We start from the raw sequence: 21,027 nt of genomic DNA on the forward strand, positions 1-21,027 counted from the left end.
CAGATGGCCCAGATCCGAGGGCTCGGATATCTGAAGGTCCAGACCCGCCATATCGACCGGTGGCGCGAGTTCGCGCTCGACGGGCTCGGGTTCGCGGAGGGCGCCGGGCCCGACCCGGACGGCCTCTACCTGCGCATGGACGAGCGCCGCTCGCGCCTCCAGCTATTGCCCGGGGACAGCGACAAAGTGCTGGCCGTGGGCTGGGAAGTGCGCGACCAATACGCGCTGGCCGCCGTCCGGGAGGCGGTCGAGAAGTCCGGCCGTGAGGTCCGGACGCTCACCCCGAAAGAGGCCGCCGAGCGCGACGCCGAAGAGGTCATCGTGTTCGCCGACCCCGGCGGCACGCCTGCCGAAGTGTTCTTCGGCCCGGTGCTCGACCACAGCCCCGTCCGGACGGGATTCGCGCAGAAGTTCGTCACCGGCGCCATGGGAATGGGGCACGTCGTCCTTCCCACGCCCAATTTCGCCGAGACGGCCGCGTTCTACAACGAGGTTCTCGGGTTCCTGCCGCGCGGCGCGATGAAGGTCGGCGGCGGCCGGGTCCGCATCCGGTTCATGGGCGTCAACCAGCGGCACCACAGCATCGCGATCTGCCCCGCCCCCCACGACGGCGACCCCGGGCTCGTCCACCTGATGGTGGAGGTCGACACGCTGGACGCGGTCGGCATCGCGCTCGACAGCGTCAAGGAGAAGGGCTTCTCCATCTCCTCGACACTGGGACGGCACACCAACGACAAAATGGTGTCGTTCTACGTCCGGGCGCCCGGCGGATGGGATATCGAATACGGCTGCGAGGGCATGCTCGTCGACGAGACCTACTACACCGCCGAAGAGATCACCAAGGACAGCTACTGGGGCCACGACTGGTCCGGCTCCGAGCCGCTGGCCGCGTTCGTCCCTCCGGGGAAATAGATGAACTCCCGTTCTTCGGTCGAGGCTTTCGCGCTGCGCGACGTCGCCGCGTTCGACCACGAATGCGACGTGCTGGTCGCCGGTTTCGGCTGCGCGGGCGCGGCGGCGGCGTTCGAGGCGGCGCGGGCGGGCGCGGACGTGCTCGTCCTGGAACGGGCGAGCGGCGCGGGCGGCTCGTCCGCGCAGTCCGGCGGTGAGCTTTACCTAGGCGGCGGCACCGCGATCCAGAAAGCGTGCGGTTTCGACGACGACCCCGACACGATGTTCGCCTATCTGGAGGCGGCCCTCGGCCCGCACGCCGACACCGAGAAACTGCGGCTGTACTGCGACGGAAGCGTCGAGCATTTTGAATGGCTCCGGGAATGCGGCGTGCCGTTCAACGCGACCTTCTACGACAGGCCGACGTGGATGCCGATGTCCGACGAGGGGCTGATGTGGCTGGGGGAGAACTCCTGGCCGTACAACACCGTCGCGAGGCCCGTCCCGCGCGGGCACCGTCCGGCGGCGAGCGGGTTCGGCGGCGGGATCCTCATGGAGCGGCTGACGGCCGCCGCGCTCGCGGCCGGGGCCGCCGCGCACACCGACACGCTCGCGACGAACCTCGTCCTGGACGACGACGGCCGCGTCGCCGGGGTCGTGGCCCGCAAGTACGGCAAGACCGTCCTCTACCGGGCGCGGACGGCGGTGATCCTCACGACCGGCGGGTTCGTCGACAACGAGGAGATGCTCGCCGACCACGCGCCCGTCCTGCTCGGCCACGGCAAGGTCAGCGACGGCCTGGACGACGGCTCCGGCATCCGGATGGCCACCGCCATCGGAGCCGCCACCCGCCGGATGGGCGTCGTGGAGATCGCGCTCACCGCCCTGCCCGCGATGGTGTGCCGCGGCATGCTCGTCGACGGCCTCGGACGCCGCTTCATCAACGAGGACGTCTACCCGGGCCACTGGAGCGTCCACGCGGTCAGGCACCAGCCCGGCCCCTACTGGACGATCATCGACGAGGAGGGGTTCGAGGACGTCCCCGAGCCCGACCGCTGGGGCCTGCGCCCCCGTTACGTCACCGAGACGCTCGCCGAACTGGAGACGTCGCTCGGCATGCCGCGCGGCTCCCTGGAGACGACCGTCGAGACCTACAACCGGCACGCCGAGAAGGGCGAGGACCCGTACTTCCACAAGGACCCGAAATGGGTGCGCCCGCTGAGACCCCCGTTCGCGGCGATCGACCCGCGCGCCGGGTTCTTCGGCGGCGGCGCGGGCCAGGGCGGCAGCGGCGTCGCCGGGTTCACGCTCGGCGGGCTGCGCACCACCGTGGACGGCGAGGTCCTGACCGGCTCGGGCACCCGCGTTCCCGGCCTGTACGCGGCGGGACGCGCGGCGTCCGGCATGCACGGCGAGGGCTACGTCTCCGGGACGTCCCTCGGCGACGGCACGTTCTTCGGCCGCCGCGCGGGCCGCGCCGCCGCCGTCCGCACCCCCTGAGAGCCGGGAGGCCCGTTCCGGTTGCGAAGCTAATCCTGGACATTTAGTATCCAGATTATGCGGATGAGCGAGGGAGTCGAGTGGGCGATCCACAGCTGCCTCAACCTGACCTGGCTGGAGCCGGGTGAGGCGGTCCCGGCGGCCAGGCTGGCGGCGTTCTACGAGCTGCCCGCGGCCTACCTGAACAAGCAGTTGCAGGCGTTGGCCCGCGCGGGCATCCTCGCGTCCACCCCCGGCCCGCGCGGCGGGTTCCGGCTCGCGCGCCGCCCCGAGGACATCACGCTCATGGACGTGGTCGCCGCCATCGAGGGTCCCGAGGAGGCGTTCCGCTGCGAAGAGGTCCTCCGGCGGGGCCCCGGCGAGCACGAGGGGGTCGACTACCGCAGGCGGTGCCTCGTCTCCCAGTCCATGCGGCGGGCGGAGCTCGCCTGGCGCCGGGAGCTGGCCGGGCAGACCCTCGCCGGCCTGCGGGACAGCGTGGAGCGGCGGTCCCCGTCCGCGCCCGCCGAGACCCGCGCCTGGTTCGCCGCCCTGCGCACCTGACCGCGACGCGCCCGCGCGGGCGCTCGCGTCCATGAATTCTGGATATTCCATAGCAAGATCTAGGGAAGGAAGCGGCATGCAGGCACGGATGAGCATTCGGAAGTCGGCCGCCGAGGGCTACAAGGCGATGCTCGCCCTGGAGGGGTACATCAACGCCAGCGGCGTTCCGCGGAGCACGCTCGACCTGGTCAGGCTGCGCGTCAGCCAGATCAACGGCTGCGCGTTCTGCGTGAACATGCACGCCGCCGACGCCAAGAAGGCGGGCGAGACGGACGAGCGGGTCTGGTCGGTGGCGGCCTGGCGCGAGACGCCCTTCTACACCGACGAGGAGCGGGCCGCGCTGGCCCTCGCCGAGAGCGCCACGCGCATCGCCGACGACGCCGATGGAGTGCCGGACGACGTCTGGAACGACGCCGCCGACCACTACGACGAGGCCGACCTCGCCGCGCTCGTCATGACGATCGCCTCGATCAACGCCTGGAACCGGATCAACGTCACGCTGCGCAACCCCGCCGCGTCCCACTGAAAGGAACGACGATGGCGAGCGGCCCGCCCGCGGCAGGTGTCCGGGCGGGCCGCCCCGTCGCGCGCCGCTACTCGGCGGCGCCGACGGTCAGGACGACCTTGCCGCGGCCGTGGCCGGTCGCGACCTCGCGGTGCGCGTCCGCCGCCCGGTCCAGCGGGAACACGCCGCGCACGTGGACGCGCAGCCGCCCCTCGGCGTAGAAGCGGCCCGCCTCGGCGACGCGGGACGCCGCCCGCCTGTCCGGCGTCGTCCTGACGCCGAGCTCCGCCGCGCGCGCGTGGTCGACCAGCGTGATGACGCGGTCCCTGTCCTTGACGAGGTCCAGCGACACGTCCAGGGCGTGGCCTCCGGCGCCGTCGAGCGCGGCGTCGATCCCGCCGGGCGCGGCGGCGCGGACGCGCTCCTCCAGGCCGTCCCCGTAGGCGACCGGGATCGCGCCGATCGACCGCAGGTAGTCGTGGTTGCGCTCGCTCGCGGTGCCGATCACGGTCGCGCCAGCGATCCGGGCGAGCTGGACGGCGACCGCCCCGACCGCGCCCGCCGCCGCGTGCACGAGCAGCGTGTCCCCGTCGCCGACGCCCATCACCTCAAGCGCGATGTGCGGGGTCATCACGGCGGCCGGGAAGCCGCCCGCGACCTCCCACGGCATGCCCTCCGGCCTCGCCGTCACCACCGCCGCCGGGACCGCGACGTACTCCGCGTACGCCTTGAGCCGGCAGTTGCCGACGACCTCGTCCCCGATCCGCACATCGGTGACGCCCTCGCCGACCTGGTCGACGACGCCCGCGAACTCGTTGCCGGGGACGCGCGGGAAGCCCTCCGGCGTCCCCGGCGGCGTCCAGCCCTCCCGGATCGCCAGGTCGTACGGTTGCACACCGGCCGTCACCACCCGGACCCGTACCTCGCCCGGCCCCGCCTCGGGCGCCGGGACGTCGAGCACCCTCAGCACGTCCGGTCCGCCCGGCTCCTCGAATCCCGCGACCCGCATGGTCGTCCCCCTCCGTCGTCGTCTGGAAGGGGACGCTATGACCTCAACCAAACCTGAGGTCAACTCGGTCAGGACGGGCCCGGCAGCATGCGTTGCATCAGGGCGTGCGCGTCCGCGACCAGCTCGGCGCGCGGGAAGCCCGCCCGCTTCCGCGCCGTCGCGTAGTTGCCGCCCGCGACCCAGACCGGGCCGTCCGGCAGATGGTCGAGGCCCTCGCGGGCGACGTCGTCGGGATCGGCGACGAGCAGGCCCGGGATGTCCATGTCGAGCCCGGCGCGCTCCATCGCCGGGGTGCGGGTCACACCGAGCACCAGCTCCAGGACGTCCACCCCGTGCTCGCGCATCTCCAGCCACAATCCCTCGGCGAAGATCCGCCCGAACGCCTTCACCGCCGAATAGACGCTGATCCGCGCCTGCCCCATGTACCCGGCGAGGGATCCGACCAGCAGGATCCCGCCGCGCCCGCGCTCCTTCATCGGCGCGCCGAAATGGTGCGTCAGCGCGAGCTGCGCCGTGATGTTGAGGTCGATGACGCCCTGGAATCCGTCCAGGTCGCCGGTGACGAACTCGTGCCGGTAGCTGTTCGCGCCCGCGTTGAAGACGAGCAGGCCGACGTCCAGGCCGTCGGTGACCTCGCGGACCTTCGCCAGCGCGTCGGGGGAGACGAGGTCGAGTTCCAGCGTCCTGACCTCGACGCCCTTCGCCCGGACGGCGTCCGCCGTCTCCGCCAGCGGCCCCGGCCTGCGGGCGATCAGCACGAGGTTCAGCCCCGCGTCGGCGAGCCGGTGCGCGAACGCCGCGCCGACGCCCTCCGATCCGCCCGCGACGACGGCCCACGGTCCGTAACGGTCGATCACGGGCTCACTCCATCACCGCGATGGCGCCGGTCAGCGCCGCTTCCTGGATCGCCGAGCGCAGCGCCGGGCACGTCGCGTGCGGGTCGCCGGACAGGCCCGTGCACGCCGCCCGCGCCGCCGCGTTCCACTGGATGCTCGTCTGCTCCCAGCTCGCCTTGCGGACCAGCACCTCGGCGTCGCAGCGGCGGCACCGGACGGGCAGCAGCGGCCCGTCCAGCAGCCGGTCGTCCTGCCGGACGGTCACGCCGAGGCCCCCTGCGCCTCGCGGCGCGCGAGGTTCTCCTCGACCTCCCGCTGCCACGACTCGACCGGACGGGTCGTGTCGATCTCGAACTCGAACCGGTCGGTCATCTCCGGGGCGACGTCCGCGACGTCCACGAAGAACTGCCGGTACCAGCGGCGGAGCTGGTAGACCGGGCCGTCCTCCTCGCACAACAGCGGGTTGTCGATGCGTGTCTTGTTCCGCCAGATCTCGATGTCCTGCTCGAACCCGGTCAGGATGAAGTCCGACAGCTTCCGCGCCGTCGCCTCCGCCGCCTCGGGCGGGAGCGCGTCGCTGTGCTGAACGATGATCCCCGAGTGCAGGGAGAAGGAGTCCTGGTCGATCGGATAGTGGCAGTTGATCAGGACGGAGCGCAGGTCGTAGCCCTCGTAGTGGTACGTCAGCTCGTCGATCATGAAGGAGGGGCCGTGGTAGGACGCGACGGAGCTGTTCCCGAGCATCCGCGGCCCGCCGCCGCCTCCGCCGTCCCGCTGCTCGCGGGCGTCGTCCCTGGACCGGCCCCGCATGATCTGCGTCGCGACGTGCCCTTCGAAGACGTTCTTGAAGTACGTCGGGAACGACTTGTGGATGTAGAAGAAGTGCGCCATGTCCACGACGTTGTCGATGACCTCGCGCGCGTTGGTGTGGACGGTCGTCTCCGTCCAGCGCCAGTCCGTCCAGTCGTCGCGGGTGGCACCCTCGATGACCGGGATCGTCACCTCGTCCGGCGGCTTGTTGCCCTCGGGGTCGTTCCAGACGAACAGGAGCCCGTCCTGGACCATCGTGGGCCACGCCGCCGTCCGCGCCCGCAGCGGGACGCGCCGCGAGTACGGGATCTTCTTGCACCGCCCGTCGCCGCCCCACCGCCAGTCGTGGAACGGGCACGCGATCTCGTTGCCCTTGACGGTGCCCTGCGAGAGGTCGCCGCCCATGTGGCGGCAGTATCCGTCCAGGACGTTGGTCTCGCCGTCCGCGCCGGTGAACACGACGAGCTTCTGACCGAAGGCGTTGACCGTGTGGGGCTTCCCGTCCCGGTACTTCTCGGCCAGCCCGAGACAGTGCCAACCCCGGGCGAACCGGGAGGAGACGGCCTCCGCCTCGATGGCGCGGACGGCGTCCGGCTCGGTTGCGGTCACGTTGGATCATCCCTTCGGCGATGGGTCGTCCGATCGAACGTTAGGTCGCGGCCCGCCGTCCGGTCCGGCGAGTCCCGGTGGCCGGGACGCCCGCGCCCGCGCCGTAATGTCGCCATGGTGTCCTGCCGGACAGAGCGAGGAAAGGGACGGAGCAGGGATGAGCAATGAGGTCTTGGACGCGGTGCGCGGCCTGCTGCCCGGCATCGCCGAGCGGGCCCGGTCCGTGGACGAGAAGGGGCGCATCCCAGCCGAGACCGTCCGCGACCTCACCGCGGCCGGGGTGTTCCGCATGCTCCAGCCGACCCGGCACGGCGGCACCGAGGACGACCCCGTCGCGTTCTACGAGGTCATCCGCGCGATCTCGGGCGCCTGCGGCTCGACGGGCTGGGTCGCGGCGGTGCTCGGCGTCCACTCCTGGCACCTCGGCCTGTTCCCGGACGAGGCCCAGAGCGAGGTGTGGGCGGCGGGCCCGGACACGCTCGTCGCCTCGTCCTACGCCCCGATCGGACGCCTCACCCCCGTCGACGGCGGCTTCGAGCTGACCGGCCGGTGGTCGTTCTCGTCGGGCTGCGAGTTCACGTCGTGGGCGTTGCTCGGCGCGCTGGTCGTGGGTGCGGAGGGCCGCCCGGTCGACTTCATGACGGTGCTCGTCCCCGCGACGGACTACGAGATCCGCGAGGTCTGGGACTCGATGGGCCTGCGCGGCACCGCCAGCGACGACATCGTCGTGGAGCGGGCGTTCGTCCCGGCCCACCGCGCGATGCGCAACTTCGAGCAGGCGCAGCTCCGCAACCCCGGCCGCAAGGTCAACCCCGGCCCCCTCTACCGCATGCCGTTCGGGACGATCTTCACCGGCACCGTCACCGCCAGCGTGATCGGCATGGCGGCGGGCTGCCACGACCTGTACGTCGCGCGGATGCGGGACCGGATCCGGCTCAGCCTCGGCGGCGGCCGCTTCGTCGAGGACCAGTTCGCGCAGGTCGCCGTCGCCCGCGCCGCGTCCGAGATCGACGCCGCCATCCTGCAGACCGACCGGAACGTCCGGGAGATCCACGAGTACGCGCGGCGCGACGAGAAGATCCCGATGGAACTGCGGCTGCGCGCCCGCCGCGACCAGGTCCGCGGCACCGAACGCGCCATCGAGGCGATCGACATCCTGTTCAAGACGGCCGGAGGCAATTCCCTGCACCGGGGGAACGTCATCGAACGCGCCTGGCGCGACGCCCACGCGGGCAGCGTCCACGTCGCCAACGACGTCGAACACGCCCTCTCGATGTACGGCCGCGGCGTCTTCGGCCTGAAGGTGGAAGACAACCTCGTTTGATGGTGGACGTCCAGTAGCGCGCGCGAGGGTTACACCGCGCCCCTGCGGCCTGGATCAGCGTCGCAGCCACTCGTCCAGGAGCGAGACCTCGGCCTTGCTGAGGCCCGGCAGTTCCGGCATGAGGATGCGGAAGGCCGCGACGACGGCCGCGGGGTCCCCGGTGGGGACGGCGGGCTCGTCCGTGAGGATGGCGCGGGCGATCGCGTCGAAGGCGGCGTCCGCCAGGGTCGGGTCGCTCTCCTCGGGGGGCAGCGTCAACAGGGTGTGGACGGTTCCGATCCCCGCCGAGCGGATGAGGTTGACGGCGCGTTCCTCGCTCACCCGGAGCCGTCCGGCGGCGGCGATCCTGTGGACCCGCTCGGCGAGGATGCGGACGCCCTTGACCTGCGCCGGGGTGTGGCGGGCGCGGGCCGGGTCCAGCAGCAGGCCGAAGACGTAGGGGTTGGCCAGGCCGAAGCTGATCTGCGTGTCCCAGCCGGCGCGGAGGTCGTCCACGGGGTCGTCCGAGGGGGCCGCGGTCTGCTTGCTCGCCACATGCTCGACGAAGACGTGCTCCGCGGCGGCGTCCAGTAGGTCGTCCTTGCCCTGGAAGAAGCGGTAGAGGGCCGGTGGTTGCAGCCCGGCCTCCTGGGCGACGCGGCGCGTGGTCACCGCGACCGGCCCGTGCTCGCGCAGCAGGACGGCCGCCGCCTTGACGATGCGGTCCCGTGTGACGTCTCGCCGCAGCGCGTTCGGTGTCATGAGAACGATGATACCGCTGCCTTGAATCCATCGGAAATATCAGTGTTACTCTCAATGGAGTTCCACTGGAATCCTCACAGTTGGGAGCCATCGATGCTGCTCGTCACAGGAGCCACCGGCCGCCTCGGTTCGCTGATCGTCCTTCGCCTGCTGGAGCGGGTACCGGCCGAAAGGATCGCCGTCAGCGTCCGCGACGTGGACAAGGCCGCCGACCTCGCCGAGCGCGGCGTCCGGGTCCGGGCGGGAGACTTCACCGCACCCGGCACTCTGGAGCACGCGTTCGCGGACGCCGAACGTGTCCTGATCGTCTCAGCCGCCATCCGAGGTGGCGGCGCGCTCCCCGCCAACGTCGCCGCCATCGACGCCGCGCGCGACGCGGGCGCCCAGCGCATCGTGTACACCAGCCACCAGGCCGCGTCTCCGCTGTCGCTCTTCCCGCCGCAAAAGGTCCACGCGGCCACCGAAGAGCACCTCAAGCAGCAGGGAATTCCCTATACCGCACTACGCAACGGGTTCTACGCCTCCACCATCGGCCACTACATCGGCGCGGCTCTGGAAACCGGCACACTGGCCCTGCCCCAGGACGGCCCCGTCTCCTGGACGGCCCATGAGGACCTGGCAGAAGCCGCCGCCCTCACCCTCACCGAAGAAGGCGCCCTCGAAGGGACAACTCCACCTCTGACGGCCGCCGAAACACTCGACTTCGCCGCCATCGCCGAAATTCTCACCCGAATTACCGGCCGGACCATCACCCGAGTCGTCATGGACGACGCCGACTGGGTCTCCGCAGCGGTGGCCAACGGAATGCCGCGCCCGGCCGCTGACTTCGCCCTGACGATGTTCGCCGCCTCACGCAACGGCGAATTCGACACCACCGCGCCCTCCCTGGAAGCCGCCATCGGCCACCCCGCGAAGACCGTCCACGAGTACTTGGAGAGCACCTTGCCGAAACCGCAAACATCCGCGCTTCTTCGGGGAAGGGCTGGCAAGACTGGCTAGCCCTACCGAAGGAGACCACCATGCCCACCGCCCCGCGCCGCCGCGACACTCCGCCGCCCCGGGCTGGAAACAGCGAGGCCGAGACCCTGCGCGGTTTCCTCGACTACCTCCGCACCTCGATAGCCGCGAAGGTCGACGGCGCCTCCGAACCCGAGGTCCGAACGCCCGGAGTGCCGTCCGGCACGAACCTGCTGGGCTTGCTGAACCACCTCACATACGTCGAACGCTCGATGTTCCTGGGCGACGAAGTGACTGACTGGCAGGCAACCTTCCAAGCCGCCCCCACAGACACCGTCTCCGAAGTCCTAACCCGCTACCAAGAGGCAGTCGGTGAAGCGAACAAGGTCCTCGACGGCTGCACGGACCTGGCCGCACCGATCCCGCGTCCCGGACGCCCCGCCCCCAGCATCCGCTGGGCCCTAACCCACATGATCGAAGAAACCGCCCGCCACGCCGGCCACGCCGACATCCTCCGCGAACAACTCGACAACACCACCGGCCGCTAACCCACCGAGGGAATGCTCAACGCCTCCTCCTTCGGTGAGAGGACCATTCCCGGGCGAGCAGCAGGTTGGTCGAAACATGCGACTTGGGACGAGCGGCGCTGATCTGGTTCCACCGTTCAGCCGACAGATGCGCGTATAGGTCGATGTCCGCAGGGTCGGCCTGCAACCATGACGGAAACTGCGCTGCCCACCGTTCGGCCTCGGCAGGGGAATGCCCCGCATGCACCAACCATGGGATCACCTGACCGATCTCGATCCAAGGTGCGCCGCGGGACGCGAATCCCCAATCCACCACGTGAAAGCGCCGATCAGGGCCGATCAGCAGATTGTGCGGGTTGAGATCGGTGTGCAGAAGGGCGTTCCCGGCCATGGGGGACACATCGTCGGACAGGGACTCCCAGCGCCGTTCGACGCGCATGACGACGGCGTCCGGACAGGGGGTGGCCTGGAGTCGCTGAACCGCCTCCGCCAGCGTCACCAGGTCCGGACTGCCTGGTGAGTAGTCGCTGAGGCGGCCCTCGACGTGCTCGAAACCCAACGCGAGCCACCCCCCGGACTCCACCGTCCAATGGAGCCGGGGGGCCAACTCGGGGACGCAGGGGTTGACCGCCGCTTCCCTGCGCAGCGCGCGAACCCGCGGCCCGTCCTCGCTGGGGGAAACCCTCGGAGCGGCTTTGATGAAGACCCGCCCCGAAGGCCCCGAAACGGTGACGGCGAGATCGACGTTACTCCCGCCCCCAGGGGCTTGGACGATGCGAACCGCACCGGTGCGCTCCATGATCGCATCCCGCACTTTCGCAGGCAGCCTCGCCCATTCGCCCCGCATTCATGCCTCTCGTCAATCGCCGATCGTGCTGCATTCCGGCGGGCAGCACCCGGCCCCGGCGCCGCCCTCCCAGAACTCCATGTCCACGTGATATCCCGTAGCACGCAGGATGGGAACGGTCCGCTCCAATGCCGCTCCGGACAGGATGTCGGCGTCCACCACCGGCACATGGTGAAGGTAGGCGCCCGCGTGCGTCATCCCGAACTCGTGGTAAGGCTTGGTGCGCTTGAGGAAGGCGTGCCATCCCTCGTTACCGGTCGTGGTGTCCGGCTCGGATTTGGGTTGTGAGGATGGTCCATGCCTGGGGGGTGAGGGTTATGTGGCCGTGCTCGGGGGCTTTGCTGTCGCGGACGCCAATGTTCGCGTCGAGGCTCGCGACTTCGACGCAATTGCCGTTGGCGCCGCTTCGACTGCTCCTTCGCCACCGGGCATGCCAGGGGTCATGCGGGGCGATCATGTTGCTCCTCAGGTCCGATGCAGGTCTTTCGCGGCCGTGGCGATCAACGAAGCGGATGCGCTCGGGCTGAGCGCTCCCGCGCGAAGATGTGTGCTTACGAGGTTATACCGGGCGATGTCCGCTTCCTCTTCGAGGAAGAGGTCCCCTGCCTGGCTCTCGATGTACACGATGTCAGGCCCGATGGCCTCGGCGAAGTTCATGATGACGAAGGAGCCGTGCATACCGGCATGCGCTCCCGTGTCGAATGGGATCACCTGGAGATGCACGTTCGGAAGATCAATGGCGGCCAGCAAGTGCTCCAGTTGCTCCAGCATGACCTCACGACCACCGACGACACGGCGTATGGCGGCCTCGTCCACGATCGCCCAGAGCTTCAACGGCTGATCTTTCGTCAAAGCTTCCTGTCTCTTCATCCTCGCGTCGACCCGGCCTTCGATGCGTGCGCGCGTGGACTCTGGGTCACTGCCGGAGACGGCGGCGCGGGCGTAGTGCTCGGTTTGGAGGAGGCCCGGGATGAACAGGCATTCGTAGTTCAGCACCTCGCGTGCCTCTGACTCGAACTCGATGTAGGAGGCGTAGCGCTCTGGCAGGTCGGAGGCGAAGGTGTGCAGCCAGCCGCGGTGCGCCGACTCCTTGAGCAGGGTCGTCAACTCGGAACGCTTGGGGTCGGGCACCCCGTATGCGTCCAGGAGGCCGGTCAAGGTCCGGGCCTGGGGACGGACGCGTGCGGTCTCGATGCGGTAGAGCGTGGTCACGTTGACGCCGGTGCGTTCCACGACCTCCTCGCGGGTGAGGTCGGCGGCCTTGCGGAGCTGGCGCAGTTCTGCCGCGAGACGCCGCAGGCGCACGGTCGGAGCTTGCATGTCGGTGTTTCTCCCTGGGACGACTCTCGGACGCGGGGCCGGGGCCCACGTTGCGGCGATCTTGAGTATGCAAACAATGCTAACGCAACCCTTGCACTACCACTGTGAGTAATGCATCATTTGCAGAGCGTTCCATGGGGCGGCGGTCGCACGCAGGATGTCCCGGGAATCGGAGCGGCCCCGGGGTGGTGATGACAGCACCGCCCCGGGGCCTCAGCCCGACTGGAAAGGAGTCGGACTCATGCTGAACCTATCCAACGGCTCGCCTCCGGCAGCGGAGGTCCGCTGGGCGGGGGTGGGGGTGTGATCGTTTGGACGGAGGTGTTCGGCGGGCGGGTTCGGGCGGACGTGCGGGAGGTGCGGGGGCGGGTGCGGCGGGCTCTGGACGGGTGTGCGGGGTCCTTCGACCTAGGTGACGTCGAGTTGATGGTCTCCGAGGTCGCCACCAACGCCGTTCGGCACACCGCGAGCGGTAGGGCCGGGGGCGTGCTCTGGGTGTCGGTGCTCGTGTCGGCGGAGCGGGTCCGGGTGGAGATCCGCGACGACGGCGGGGCCGAAGGGCGTCCGGTGATCCCGCCGCAGGGGCGGGCTGGAGCGAGTGCGGGCGGGGCCTGATGGTCGTGGACGGGCTCGCCGATCGCTGGGAGACGCTGCTCGACGAGAGCGGGCGGCACACGGTGTGCTTCGAGGTCGTCCGATGAAGGGGGCGCGCCTGTGGGCGCTGATGCGGAGATCGGCCGGGACGGCGGTGGACTGGCGCGACCTGACGCGCCGGGACCAGGCCCGAGCCGTCCGAGACCTGCTGGCCGGACCGTGCCCGGAGACCGTCTTCCTCTTCGCCGGTCTCGGGCCCGAGGCGCGGCGGGCGTTCGAGGTGTTTTCGGACGAGGCGCGGGCCTGGCGGTCGATGGCGGAGATGGAGGCGGCGCGGGGGCGGGTGTGGTCGCGGCAGGGCCGGGTGTGGGACGCGGGACTGTGCGTCGGACGGGCGCAGGCGTACCGAGCGGCGGCGCAGCAGGTCGAGGACGTCCTGATCGAGTCGCTCGACCTCTGGGGCCAGTACGAGCGGCAGGCCGGGGAGAACGGACGTTGACCCGCCCGATCAGCAGGTGGTGGGCGTTGGGGCGTCCTGGCGGAGCGACTCGGTGAACTGTAGGGACGTCTCGAAGGACGCGTTGATGCTGCCTCGGTGGTCGGCGCCGTCGAACGTCCGGTAGGCGATGCGGCCATAGCGTTTGCAGAGGTCGGTGACGATGTTCTGCGTCGCGGCGGGGGAGACCTCGCGGTCGGCGGTGCCCTGGGCCACCAGGGTCGGGACGTTCAGGGTCAGTCCGAGGGCCTCTTGCGAGTTGTAGTAGGTCTCGAAGCGGGTGAGGTCGGCGTCCGGGCGGAAGACCTTGTCCAGGGGGAGGCTCGCGCTCATTTGCCGGAGTTGGGCGAGGCAGGCGTTCGTCCGCCCGGCGGCGGCCAGGGGCGCGGCGTCGGAGGTCAGGAGGGCTTCGGGGACGAACGTCGGGTCGGCCGCGTTCGCGCCGTTGAGCAGGACGAACAGGAACGGCAGCGCCGCCTCCGCGCCCGGGTACTGGGCCTTGACGTACACGGCGGTCTGGCTCATGTTCGAGCCCGGCGCGATCGCCACCGCGCCCTTCAGCCGGACGTCGTTCGCGCTGGTCGCGGCCGTGTAGAGGGCCGCCTGGCCGCCCTGGCTGTGTCCGGCGACGAACCAGTCGCGTCCGATCCGGTGGTCGACGCGGCGGGAGGCGCGGACGATGTCGAGGACCGTGTTCGCCTCGCTCGCGCCGTTCATGTACGGGTGCCCGCCGGCCGTGCCGAGGCCCTCGTAGTCGGTCTGGACGACGGCGTATCCGTGCGACACCCACCGGTCGAGGTACGCCTCGGTGATCGACAGGTAGTCGTGCGCGGGGCCGGTGGCGGTGTCGGTGGACGGCGCGCACGCGTCGGCCGTCCCGGTCGTGCCGTGCGCCCAGCTCAGCACCGGCCAGCCGCCGCGCGGCGCCCGGCCGGGGGGAACCGCGACGGTGCCGGTCACGACGATCTTCCGGCCGCCGACGCCCTCGGACGTGTAGCTGACCGCCCGGTTCACGGCCGCGCTCGGCAGCGCCGCCGCGTTCACCAGCGGACGGACGCTGATCAACTTTCCGCGTTTGCCAGGGGCGGCCTGGGCGGTGGGGACGGCGATGCCCGCCGTCCCCGCGCAGACGGCGGCCGCGACGGCGAGACCTCTGAGGGCTCTCATGCGTCCTGTCTCCTCCTCATGTCCCGGACGGCGCGGTACGCCTTCCGGCCGCCGCGCACGCGGCGACACGGTAGGCGCGCGGGTCGCGGCGGCGGGACGGGCGGTCCCACTGACCGGTATCGGCGATCGCGGGCACCGCCGTGACTGCCGGATATTGTTCCTTGTCAGCACCCGAGCCGCCGCTGAGCGAGCACTCGGGCCACACCCGGCCGGAACCCGTGGGGGAGGGATCGTGGCGAGGATCTCGTCGGCGCGGCCGTCCGCCGAGCCGAGCTCACCCGAGCAGCACGACCGCCGCCGCCGGATCCTGCGCGCCGCGGCCCGGATCGGCGGGGAGAAGTCGCTCGAACGCGTCCAGATGCACGAGGTGGCGAAGGAGGCCGGGGTCGCGATCGGGACGCTGTACCGGTACTTCCCGTCCAAGGTCCACCTGTTCACCGGGGTGATGGCCGCGCAGGTCGACCGGCTCCGCGAGCAGGTCCACGCGCCCGCGCCGGGCACCAGCCCCGAGGACGCGGTCGCCGACCTGCTCGTGCAGGCCAGCCGGTACCTGATGGCGCAGCCGGTGCTGTCGGCGTCGATGCTGCACGCCTCCAACACCGCGCACGTCGCGACCGTCCCGGACACGATGCACATCGACAACACGTTCCGCGACATCCTGCTGCGGGCGGTCGGCATCGACGACCCGACCGTGCAGGACGTCACGCTCGTCCGGCTGGTCATGCAGTGCTGGTACGGGGTGCTCCAGTCGAGCCTGAACGGGCGCGCGTCCATGGCCGACGTGGAGAGCGACATCCGCCTGGCGTGCCGGCTGCTCCTCGCGCCCCGCTCGAACGCGCCCCGCGCCAAGAAGCGCCGGGCTTGACAGCGCCTCCGCCGGACGGCCAGGACGGCCCGCCGACGCCTTTCCGGCGGACCGTCCACCGCGCCTCTCCGCGCCACGATCCCGAAATGGCGCGAGAGGCGTTCACGCCTACCGAATTGCGATCAGTCGGGGTAGGCGCTGCCAAGGGCGGGACGGAAACTGGTCGACGCGCCCGGCACCACCTCCGGGCCTTTCCAGGACCCGCCGTCGAGCCTGCTCCACCAGATCCGCTCGTCCCCGTTGACGCCCTTCCAGGTCAGGTAGGGGACGCCACTGCGCCTCGCCAACGCGGGGCCGACGCTGCTGTTCGCGCCGGGCACGACCTGCGGGGCCGTCCAGGTCGAGGAGAACTGCGGCAGCTTGTTCCACCAGATGCGCTCGTCGCCGCCGACGCCTTTCCACGCCGCGTAGACCTCGCCTCCGACGGAGGCCAGCGCCGTACCGGCACTGGTGTTCGCGCCGGGGACGACCTGGGGCCCGGTCCAGGTGTTGGTGACCGAGTTGTAGTTGTTCCACCAGATCCGCTGGTCTCCGTCGACGCCCTTCCAGGTGACAATGGGCTCGACGGTACGGGCGTCGACCTGCCGGTTGGCCATCGCGGGACCGAAACTGCTGAACGCGCCCGGAATCTTCTGCGGCGCGGACCAGTCGTTGAACTGGTGCGTCCACCAGATGGCCTGATCGCCTTCCACGCCTTTCCAGGCGAGCCAGGGACCCGCCATGTTCGTCCCGCCCGGCCCGACGCTGGACGCGGCTCCCGCCAATGGCTGCGGGGTGGTCCAGGCGTTGTTGGCGAAGTTGTTGACCCAGATCCGCTGGTCGCCGTTGACGCCCTTCCAGGCCATGGTGAACCTGGTCCTGTCCGAGCCGACGAGGGCGACCCCGGCGCTGGAGTTCGCGCCGGGAACGATCTGCGGGCCCGTCCAGGTGACGCCGTCGGCGTTCAGCCGGTTCCACCAGACGTGCTCGTCTCCGTTGACGCCTTTCCAGACCATGAAGACCGCCTCGGTCGTCGCGGTCGCGGCGGGCTCGCGCCGTTCAGCCGAATAGGCGGGCTGCGTACCGCCGGCCAACAGCGCGAAAACGGCCGTGAAGAGGGTCAGCCGTTTCGTTGTTCGCATGAGAATCGCCTCCATGGGATTCCTCGGGAGCGGCGGCCGGGAAAGGCCGCCGAGAAAGCATGCAGGTCAGGGCGGACCGGGAGGGCCGCCGAATGGTCGGGAGCAAGACGGTCACGGCTCGGCGCCAGGCGGAATGGCGGGGGTCGGCGCAATGGCCGGAAGAGGATTGTGTCCGCCGGGTGGAGCGAGGGGATTTGTGATCTTGTGTCCGTCCTTCGCCGCCTAGGATCCACCGCGAACTATCGGCAGATCAACTCTTGACAAATTGTGGTCAATATGACGCGCGTGCTTGTCATGGCCCGGAGCATCGCGTCCGCCGCCGAGGCCGGATCCGGACGCGGCCGGCGGGGCGGCGCGCACCAGGACGAGAGAGAGGGAGACCATGACGGCTCGCACGATCGCGGTCAGCGGCAGCGCGTCCGGCATCGGGAGGGCGCTCGCCGCGCTCCTCCGCGGCCAGGGCGACCGCGTCATCGGCGTCGACCTGCGCGACGCCGACGTGACCGCCGACCTGAGCGTCCCCGAAGGACGGTCGAGGGCGGTCGCGGAAACTCTGGAAATATGCGGCGGCGTCCTGGACGCCGTCGTCGCCGGCGCCGGGGTCTCGCATTTCACCGACCTCACCGTCAAGGTCAACTACTTCGGCGCGGTCGCGCTGCTGGACGGCCTCCGCCCCGCCCTCGCCCGCGCCGGAAACCCGCGCGCCGCCGTCGTCGGCTCGATCTCCGGGACGCAGCCCGTGGACGACGCCGTCGTCCGCGCCTGCCTGGACGGCGACGAGCCCGCCGCGCTGCGGGCGGCGGCGAAGGTCGTCGAGGCCGGGGCGGGGCACACGCTGTACCCGTCGTCGAAGGCGGCGGTCGCGCGATGGCTCCGCCGCGCCTGCGTCACGCCCGAGTGGGCGGGCCGCGGCATCCCGCTGAACGCGGTCGCGCCGGGCGTCGTCCGGACGCCGATGAGCGCCGCCCTGTTCGAGGACGAGCGCATGCTGAAGGCGATGAACGACGCCGTCCCGATGCCGCTGAACGGCTACGCCGACCCGGAGGTGATCGCCGAGGCGCTGCGCTGGCTCGTCGCCCCGGCGAACACCCACATGACGGGCCAGATCGTCTACGTCGACGGCGGCGCGGAGGCGACCCTCCGCGGCCCCGAGGTCTTCTAGACGGTGCCGGTCTCGTCGAGTGCGGCGACGCTGTACGCGGCGTAGGTCCGGTGCGCGTCGCGTCCGTCGAAATAGGGGGTGAGCTGCTCGCCGAGCTCCTCCGCGGAGAACACCCCGGAGGCCGCGGTGAACTTCCGCTCGACGGTCGGCGCGGCCATCAGCGCGACCATGTCGCCGTAGACGACGAACACCTGCCCGCTGATCTTCTCGGCGGCCGGGGACGCGAGGTAGGCCACGAACGTCCCGACCCGCTCGGGCGCCATCGCGTCGAGCCCGCCCGGGGACGTCCCCTCGCCGAACGACGCCTCGGTCATCGCCGTCCGGGCGCGCGGGCAGATCGCGTTCGCGCGCACCCCGTACCGCGCGAGGCCCGCCGACGTGGACAGGGTCAGCGCCACGATCCCGGCCTTCGCCGCCGAGTAGTTCGGCTGCCCGGCCGACCCGAACAGGAACGCCTCCGACGCGGTGTTGACCACCCGCCCGTAGACCGGCCCTCCGGCGGCCTTGCTGGCAGCCCGCCAGTACGCGGCGGCGGCGCGGGACACGGCCGCGTGCCCCTTCAGATGGACGTGGATCACGTCGTCCCAGTCCCGCTCCGACAGGTTGAACAGCATCTTGTCGCGCAGCACGCCCGCGTTGTTGACGACCACGTCCAGGGAGCCGAACGTGTCGACGGCGGCGGACACCAGCGCCTCGCCCGTCGTCCAGTCGCCGACGTCGCCCTTCACCGCGACGGCCCGTCCGCCCGCCTTCACGATCTCGGCGGCGACGTCGTCCGCCGCCGGGCCCGTGTCGTTGACGACGACGGCGGCGCCCCGCGCGGCGAGCGCGAGCGCCTCGGCGCGGCCGAGCCCGGCGCCCGCACCGGTGACGACGGCGGCGCGGCCAGCGAGCGAGAGGTTCATCGGGTCCTCCGGATCGAGATGCATGATGAGGTCCGACGGACGCTAGTACGTGTTCTAGTTCGGGGTCGGGCCCGTCCCGCTGAGCGGTCGGCCCCGCGCCGGACGGACGGACGTCGGCCAAGGTCCGGCCAAGATTGCGGCGGACGATGTCCGCCCCTCGCCGGACGAGGTTTGCGGCGCGCCGCCGCGCGCATAGTCGGCGGGAACGCTCCGTCCCCGCCAACCGGAAAGTCTGGAATGTCCACCGAATGCGCGTGACAGGCGAGAACCAGGCCCGCGAAACGGACGCCCGCCTTGCCGAAGGCTGACCCCCGCCCGGACACGGCACGGACGACCGACCCGTCCCGCGCCCTCCTGCCCGCACGCCACCCGCTCGCCGGACGCCGCCGCCCGAAACTGCAACTCCGGCACGGCGAGGGGGACCGGCACCACCTGACCAGCGTGCAGGGCCTGGTCGCGCTGTCCCTGGACGCGCTCAGCTCCGTCGCCTACGGGCCGGAGGCCATCGCGCTCGTGCTGGTCGCCGCCGGGACGTCCCGCGTCCGGCTCACGCTGCCCGTCACGCTGGCCATCGTCGCGCTGCTGACCGTGCTCGTCGTGTCGTACCGGCAGGTCATCGCCGTCCACCCGGACGGCGGCGGCTCCTACGCGGTCGCCCGCGACGACCTCGGCCCCCGCGCCGGAGTCCTCGCCGCCGCCGCGCTCGTGATCGACTACGTCCTCACCGTCGCGGTCAGCCTCGCGGCGGGCGCCGCCACCCTCGCCTCCGCCTTCCCCGCGCTGCTGCCCTACCTGCTGGAGACGTCGCTCGCGGTGCTCGTCGTCCTGACCGCCGTGAACCTGTACGGGATCGCCGACAGCGCCCGCGTGCTGATGCTGCCGACCCTGCTGTTCATCGTGACGATCCTCGGCATCGTCGCGGTCGGCCTCGCCCGCACCCACCCCGCCGCGACGGTCGGCTCCGGTGTCGTGTCGCACGCGGACGAGGCGCTCGGCCTGATGCTGCTCCTCAGGGCGTTCGCGGCCGGGTGCACCGCGCTGACCGGCGTGGAGGCGATCGCCAACGGCGTCCCGATGTTCCGGCGTCCGCGCGTCGCGCACGCGCAGCGCACCGAGCTGATGCTCGGCGCGCTGCTCGGCGTCATGCTCGTCGGGCTGGCGCTGCTGATCCGCCGCGACACCGTCGTCCCACGGGACGGCGTGACGATCCTCGCCCAGCTCACCGCCGGGGCCTTCGGCTCGGGTCGGACGTACCAGGCGGCGAGCGTCATCGTCGCGATCGCCCTCACCCTCGCCGCCAACACGAGCTTCGGCGGACTGCCCGTCCTGCTCAGCCTCCTGGCCAAGGACCGCAGGCTGCCACACCTTTTCGCGCTGCGCGGCGAACGTCCCGTGCACCGGTACGGGGTGCTGGCGGTGGCCGTCGCCGCCGGGCTCCTGCTCATCGCCGTGAACGCCCGGACGAACCGCCTGCTCCCGCTGTTCGCCGTCGGAGTGTTCACCGGCTTCACGATCAGCCAGATCGGCTTGGTGACGCACTGGGCCCGCGTCCGCCCGCCCCGCTGGGCCGGGACGGCGCTGCTGAACGGCACGGGCGCGGCCCTCACCGCCGTCGCGACCCTCGTCCTCCTGGTCACGAAGTTCACCGAGGGCGCGTGGGTCGTGGTGGTCGTCGTGCCGCTGCTGATCGCGCTGTTCACCCGCATCCGGCACTACTACGACGGGATGGCGCGCGAACTGCACCTCGGCACGCTCCCGGACCGCCGCCCGGAGCCGTCCCCGGCTGGACGCCTGGTGATCGTCGCGCTGCAACGCTTCGGCGCGATGACCGGCCCCGCGCTGAGCGCCGCGCTCAGCCTCGGCGAGGAGACGATCGCGGTCATCGTCTCCACGGACGAGACGGACGCCCGCACCCTCCGCGACCAGTGGGAACGCTGGAATCCCGGCGTCCGCCTGGAGATCGTCCCCAGCCCCCGCGAGACGCGCATCCGCCCGCTCCTGGAGTACATAGCGCGAACCGCCGCGCAGGAGGACCGGCCGCTGCTGGTGCTCGTCCCGACCGTCCGCTCGACCCGTCCCCGCTACCGGTTCCTCTACGACCAGGGCGGGATCCTGTTGGCGGAGTCCGTGCGCGAACACGTCCCCGGCGCCCTCGTCTGCGTGATGCCCTGCCGCATCGACACCTGATCACCAGGTAGCCGGATACATGCGGTGCTTGGCGCTTCGTTCGTCGGGGGGATGACGGAGGGGCGGGACGCGTCACACTCGGTACCGATGGGGGAGTCACGCCGGGGGGCG

Annotated in this window: 24 protein-coding genes; 12 read left to right on the forward strand and 12 right to left on the reverse strand. The window is 71.1% G+C overall.

Annotated features, from left to right (window positions below):
* Nucleotides 1–3 precede the first annotated feature (3 nt).
* The 4 genes from FXF65_RS05100 to FXF65_RS05115 all read left to right on the forward strand — a co-directional run bounded on the left by FXF65_RS05100 (nt 4) and on the right by FXF65_RS05115 (nt 3,460).
* Nucleotides 4–912 (forward strand): VOC family protein, encoded by a 909-nt coding sequence (locus tag FXF65_RS05100; RefSeq protein WP_148348534.1) that lies wholly within the window; start codon nt 4–6, stop codon nt 910–912.
* Nucleotides 913–2,391, forward strand: a complete 1,479-nt coding sequence (locus FXF65_RS05105) for an FAD-dependent oxidoreductase (protein ID WP_148348535.1) — start codon at nt 913–915, stop codon at nt 2,389–2,391.
* Nucleotides 2,392–2,454: 63 nt separating this feature from the next.
* Nucleotides 2,455–2,934: an RrF2 family transcriptional regulator gene (locus FXF65_RS05110; protein WP_342787277.1), complete on the forward strand. Its 480-nt coding sequence runs from the start codon at nt 2,455–2,457 to the stop codon at nt 2,932–2,934.
* 88 nt (nt 2,935–3,022) lie between these two features.
* Nucleotides 3,023–3,460 (forward strand): carboxymuconolactone decarboxylase family protein, encoded by a 438-nt coding sequence (locus FXF65_RS05115; protein ID WP_246198367.1) that lies wholly within the window; start codon nt 3,023–3,025, stop codon nt 3,458–3,460.
* 67 nt (nt 3,461–3,527) lie between these two features.
* Here FXF65_RS05115 and FXF65_RS05120 read toward each other — a convergent pair whose 3' ends face one another.
* The 4 genes from FXF65_RS05120 to FXF65_RS05135 form a co-directional block, all read right to left on the reverse strand.
* Nucleotides 3,528–4,448 carry an NADP-dependent oxidoreductase gene (locus tag FXF65_RS05120; RefSeq protein WP_148348538.1) on the reverse strand — a complete coding sequence of 307 codons (921 nt, stop codon included), beginning with the start codon at nt 4,446–4,448 and terminating at the stop codon, nt 3,528–3,530.
* 68 nt (nt 4,449–4,516) lie between these two features.
* On the reverse strand, nt 4,517–5,305 hold the full coding sequence (locus tag FXF65_RS05125; RefSeq protein WP_148348539.1) for an SDR family NAD(P)-dependent oxidoreductase: 789 nt from the start codon (nt 5,303–5,305) through the stop codon (nt 4,517–4,519).
* A 4-nt stretch (nt 5,306–5,309) separates the two neighbouring features.
* Nucleotides 5,310–5,549 (reverse strand): ferredoxin, encoded by a 240-nt coding sequence (locus FXF65_RS05130; protein WP_148348540.1) that lies wholly within the window; start codon nt 5,547–5,549, stop codon nt 5,310–5,312.
* On the reverse strand, nt 5,546–6,703 hold the full coding sequence (locus tag FXF65_RS05135) for a 3-ketosteroid-9-alpha-monooxygenase, oxygenase component (RefSeq protein ID WP_148348541.1): 1,158 nt from the start codon (nt 6,701–6,703) through the stop codon (nt 5,546–5,548). The genes FXF65_RS05130 and FXF65_RS05135 overlap by 4 nt, the downstream gene beginning before the upstream one ends.
* Before the next feature lie 157 nt (nt 6,704–6,860).
* Between FXF65_RS05135 and hsaA the strand changes: the two genes are divergently transcribed.
* On the forward strand, nt 6,861–8,027 hold the full coding sequence (hsaA, locus tag FXF65_RS05140) for a 3-hydroxy-9,10-secoandrosta-1,3,5(10)-triene-9,17-dione monooxygenase oxygenase subunit (protein ID WP_148348542.1): 1,167 nt from the start codon (nt 6,861–6,863) through the stop codon (nt 8,025–8,027).
* A gap of 54 nt (nt 8,028–8,081) precedes the next feature.
* Here hsaA and FXF65_RS05145 read toward each other — a convergent pair whose 3' ends face one another.
* On the reverse strand, nt 8,082–8,768 hold the full coding sequence (locus FXF65_RS05145) for a TetR/AcrR family transcriptional regulator (RefSeq protein ID WP_148348543.1): 687 nt from the start codon (nt 8,766–8,768) through the stop codon (nt 8,082–8,084).
* Between the two features lie 93 nt (nt 8,769–8,861).
* On the opposite strand from FXF65_RS05145, the gene FXF65_RS05150 reads away from it, so the two are divergent.
* Nucleotides 8,862–9,767: an NmrA family NAD(P)-binding protein gene (locus tag FXF65_RS05150; protein WP_148348544.1), complete on the forward strand. Its 906-nt coding sequence runs from the start codon at nt 8,862–8,864 to the stop codon at nt 9,765–9,767.
* 20 nt (nt 9,768–9,787) lie between these two features.
* The gene (locus FXF65_RS05155; RefSeq protein ID WP_148348545.1) at nt 9,788–10,273 is read left to right on the forward strand and encodes a DinB family protein; all 486 of its coding nucleotides are present in this window, start codon (nt 9,788–9,790) and stop codon (nt 10,271–10,273) included.
* Between the two features lie 16 nt (nt 10,274–10,289).
* On the opposite strand, the gene FXF65_RS05160 is transcribed toward FXF65_RS05155, so the two are convergent.
* Genes FXF65_RS05160 through FXF65_RS05175 form a run of 4 tightly spaced genes read right to left on the reverse strand, consistent with a single transcriptional unit; the run spans nt 10,290 to nt 12,419 of the window.
* On the reverse strand, nt 10,290–11,051 hold the full coding sequence (locus FXF65_RS05160) for a phosphotransferase family protein (RefSeq protein WP_187412103.1): 762 nt from the start codon (nt 11,049–11,051) through the stop codon (nt 10,290–10,292).
* A gap of 60 nt (nt 11,052–11,111) precedes the next feature.
* Nucleotides 11,112–11,297 (reverse strand): hypothetical protein, encoded by a 186-nt coding sequence (locus tag FXF65_RS05165; RefSeq protein ID WP_148348547.1) that lies wholly within the window; start codon nt 11,295–11,297, stop codon nt 11,112–11,114.
* A 52-nt stretch (nt 11,298–11,349) separates the two neighbouring features.
* Entirely contained in the window at nt 11,350–11,556 is a 207-nt protein-coding gene (locus FXF65_RS05170; protein ID WP_148348548.1) for a DUF397 domain-containing protein, read from the reverse strand.
* Nucleotides 11,557–11,564: 8 nt separating this feature from the next.
* Complete coding sequence (locus FXF65_RS05175) at nt 11,565–12,419, reverse strand: helix-turn-helix domain-containing protein (protein ID WP_148348549.1); 855 nt, start codon at nt 12,417–12,419, stop codon at nt 11,565–11,567.
* A gap of 303 nt (nt 12,420–12,722) precedes the next feature.
* Between FXF65_RS05175 and FXF65_RS05180 the strand changes: the two genes are divergently transcribed.
* Together FXF65_RS05180 and FXF65_RS05185 are read left to right on the forward strand one after the other, a co-directional pair.
* Nucleotides 12,723–13,034 (forward strand): ATP-binding protein, encoded by a 312-nt coding sequence (locus FXF65_RS05180; protein ID WP_187412104.1) that lies wholly within the window; start codon nt 12,723–12,725, stop codon nt 13,032–13,034.
* An 82-nt stretch (nt 13,035–13,116) separates the two neighbouring features.
* The gene (locus FXF65_RS05185) at nt 13,117–13,512 is read left to right on the forward strand and encodes a hypothetical protein (protein ID WP_148348551.1); all 396 of its coding nucleotides are present in this window, start codon (nt 13,117–13,119) and stop codon (nt 13,510–13,512) included.
* Nucleotides 13,513–13,521: 9 nt separating this feature from the next.
* Here the strand turns inward: FXF65_RS05185 and FXF65_RS05190 are convergent, their stop codons facing one another.
* A complete protein-coding gene (locus FXF65_RS05190; protein WP_148348552.1) occupies nt 13,522–14,676 on the reverse strand; it encodes an alpha/beta hydrolase family protein in 1,155 nt (384 codons plus the stop codon).
* Between the two features lie 232 nt (nt 14,677–14,908).
* Between FXF65_RS05190 and FXF65_RS05195 the strand changes: the two genes are divergently transcribed.
* Complete coding sequence (locus FXF65_RS05195; RefSeq protein ID WP_187412105.1) at nt 14,909–15,541, forward strand: TetR/AcrR family transcriptional regulator; 633 nt, start codon at nt 14,909–14,911, stop codon at nt 15,539–15,541.
* 122 nt (nt 15,542–15,663) lie between these two features.
* Here the strand turns inward: FXF65_RS05195 and FXF65_RS05200 are convergent, their stop codons facing one another.
* The gene (locus FXF65_RS05200) at nt 15,664–16,662 is read right to left on the reverse strand and encodes a hypothetical protein (RefSeq protein WP_148348554.1); all 999 of its coding nucleotides are present in this window, start codon (nt 16,660–16,662) and stop codon (nt 15,664–15,666) included.
* Between the two features lie 382 nt (nt 16,663–17,044).
* Here FXF65_RS05200 and FXF65_RS05205 point away from each other — a divergent pair, with 382 nt between their 5' ends.
* Nucleotides 17,045–17,824, forward strand: a complete 780-nt coding sequence (locus FXF65_RS05205) for an SDR family oxidoreductase (protein WP_148348555.1) — start codon at nt 17,045–17,047, stop codon at nt 17,822–17,824.
* Here FXF65_RS05205 and FXF65_RS05210 read toward each other — a convergent pair.
* A complete protein-coding gene (locus FXF65_RS05210; RefSeq protein ID WP_246198368.1) occupies nt 17,821–18,753 on the reverse strand; it encodes a 3-oxoacyl-ACP reductase in 933 nt (310 codons plus the stop codon). The two genes, FXF65_RS05205 and FXF65_RS05210, sit on opposite strands and share 4 nt — an antisense overlap.
* 270 nt (nt 18,754–19,023) lie before the next feature.
* Between FXF65_RS05210 and FXF65_RS05215 the strand changes: the two genes are divergently transcribed.
* Complete coding sequence (locus FXF65_RS05215) at nt 19,024–20,916, forward strand: APC family permease (RefSeq protein ID WP_222868376.1); 1,893 nt, start codon at nt 19,024–19,026, stop codon at nt 20,914–20,916.
* Nucleotides 20,917–21,027 lie beyond the last annotated feature (111 nt).

This window comes from Actinomadura syzygii, assembly GCF_008085905.1.
In the GTDB taxonomy this organism is placed as follows: domain Bacteria; phylum Actinomycetota; class Actinomycetes; order Streptosporangiales; family Streptosporangiaceae; genus Spirillospora; species Spirillospora syzygii.

Coding starts and splice junctions, on each gene's coding strand:
- FXF65_RS05105 (WP_148348535.1), top strand. CDS start 913: ATGAACTCCCGTTCTTCGGTCGAGGCTTTCGCGCTGCGCGACGTCGCC.
- hsaA (WP_148348542.1), top strand. CDS start 6,861: ATGAGCAATGAGGTCTTGGACGCGGTGCGCGGCCTGCTGCCCGGCATC.
- FXF65_RS05155 (WP_148348545.1), top strand. CDS start 9,788: ATGCCCACCGCCCCGCGCCGCCGCGACACTCCGCCGCCCCGGGCTGGA.
- FXF65_RS05100 (WP_148348534.1), top strand. CDS start 4: ATGGCCCAGATCCGAGGGCTCGGATATCTGAAGGTCCAGACCCGCCAT.
- FXF65_RS05160 (WP_187412103.1), bottom strand. CDS start 11,051: ATGGAGCGCACCGGTGCGGTTCGCATCGTCCAAGCCCCTGGGGGCGGG.
- FXF65_RS05145 (WP_148348543.1), bottom strand. CDS start 8,768: ATGACACCGAACGCGCTGCGGCGAGACGTCACACGGGACCGCATCGTC.
- FXF65_RS05150 (WP_148348544.1), top strand. CDS start 8,862: ATGCTGCTCGTCACAGGAGCCACCGGCCGCCTCGGTTCGCTGATCGTC.
- FXF65_RS05110 (WP_342787277.1), top strand. CDS start 2,455: ATGAGCGAGGGAGTCGAGTGGGCGATCCACAGCTGCCTCAACCTGACC.
- FXF65_RS05200 (WP_148348554.1), bottom strand. CDS start 16,662: ATGCGAACAACGAAACGGCTGACCCTCTTCACGGCCGTTTTCGCGCTG.
- FXF65_RS05185 (WP_148348551.1), top strand. CDS start 13,117: ATGAAGGGGGCGCGCCTGTGGGCGCTGATGCGGAGATCGGCCGGGACG.
- FXF65_RS05175 (WP_148348549.1), bottom strand. CDS start 12,419: ATGCAAGCTCCGACCGTGCGCCTGCGGCGTCTCGCGGCAGAACTGCGC.
- FXF65_RS05210 (WP_246198368.1), bottom strand. CDS start 18,753: ATGCATCTCGATCCGGAGGACCCGATGAACCTCTCGCTCGCTGGCCGC.
- FXF65_RS05205 (WP_148348555.1), top strand. CDS start 17,045: ATGACGGCTCGCACGATCGCGGTCAGCGGCAGCGCGTCCGGCATCGGG.
- FXF65_RS05190 (WP_148348552.1), bottom strand. CDS start 14,676: ATGAGAGCCCTCAGAGGTCTCGCCGTCGCGGCCGCCGTCTGCGCGGGG.
- FXF65_RS05115 (WP_246198367.1), top strand. CDS start 3,023: ATGAGCATTCGGAAGTCGGCCGCCGAGGGCTACAAGGCGATGCTCGCC.
- FXF65_RS05120 (WP_148348538.1), bottom strand. CDS start 4,448: ATGCGGGTCGCGGGATTCGAGGAGCCGGGCGGACCGGACGTGCTGAGG.
- FXF65_RS05165 (WP_148348547.1), bottom strand. CDS start 11,297: ATGACGCACGCGGGCGCCTACCTTCACCATGTGCCGGTGGTGGACGCC.
- FXF65_RS05170 (WP_148348548.1), bottom strand. CDS start 11,556: ATGATCGCCCCGCATGACCCCTGGCATGCCCGGTGGCGAAGGAGCAGT.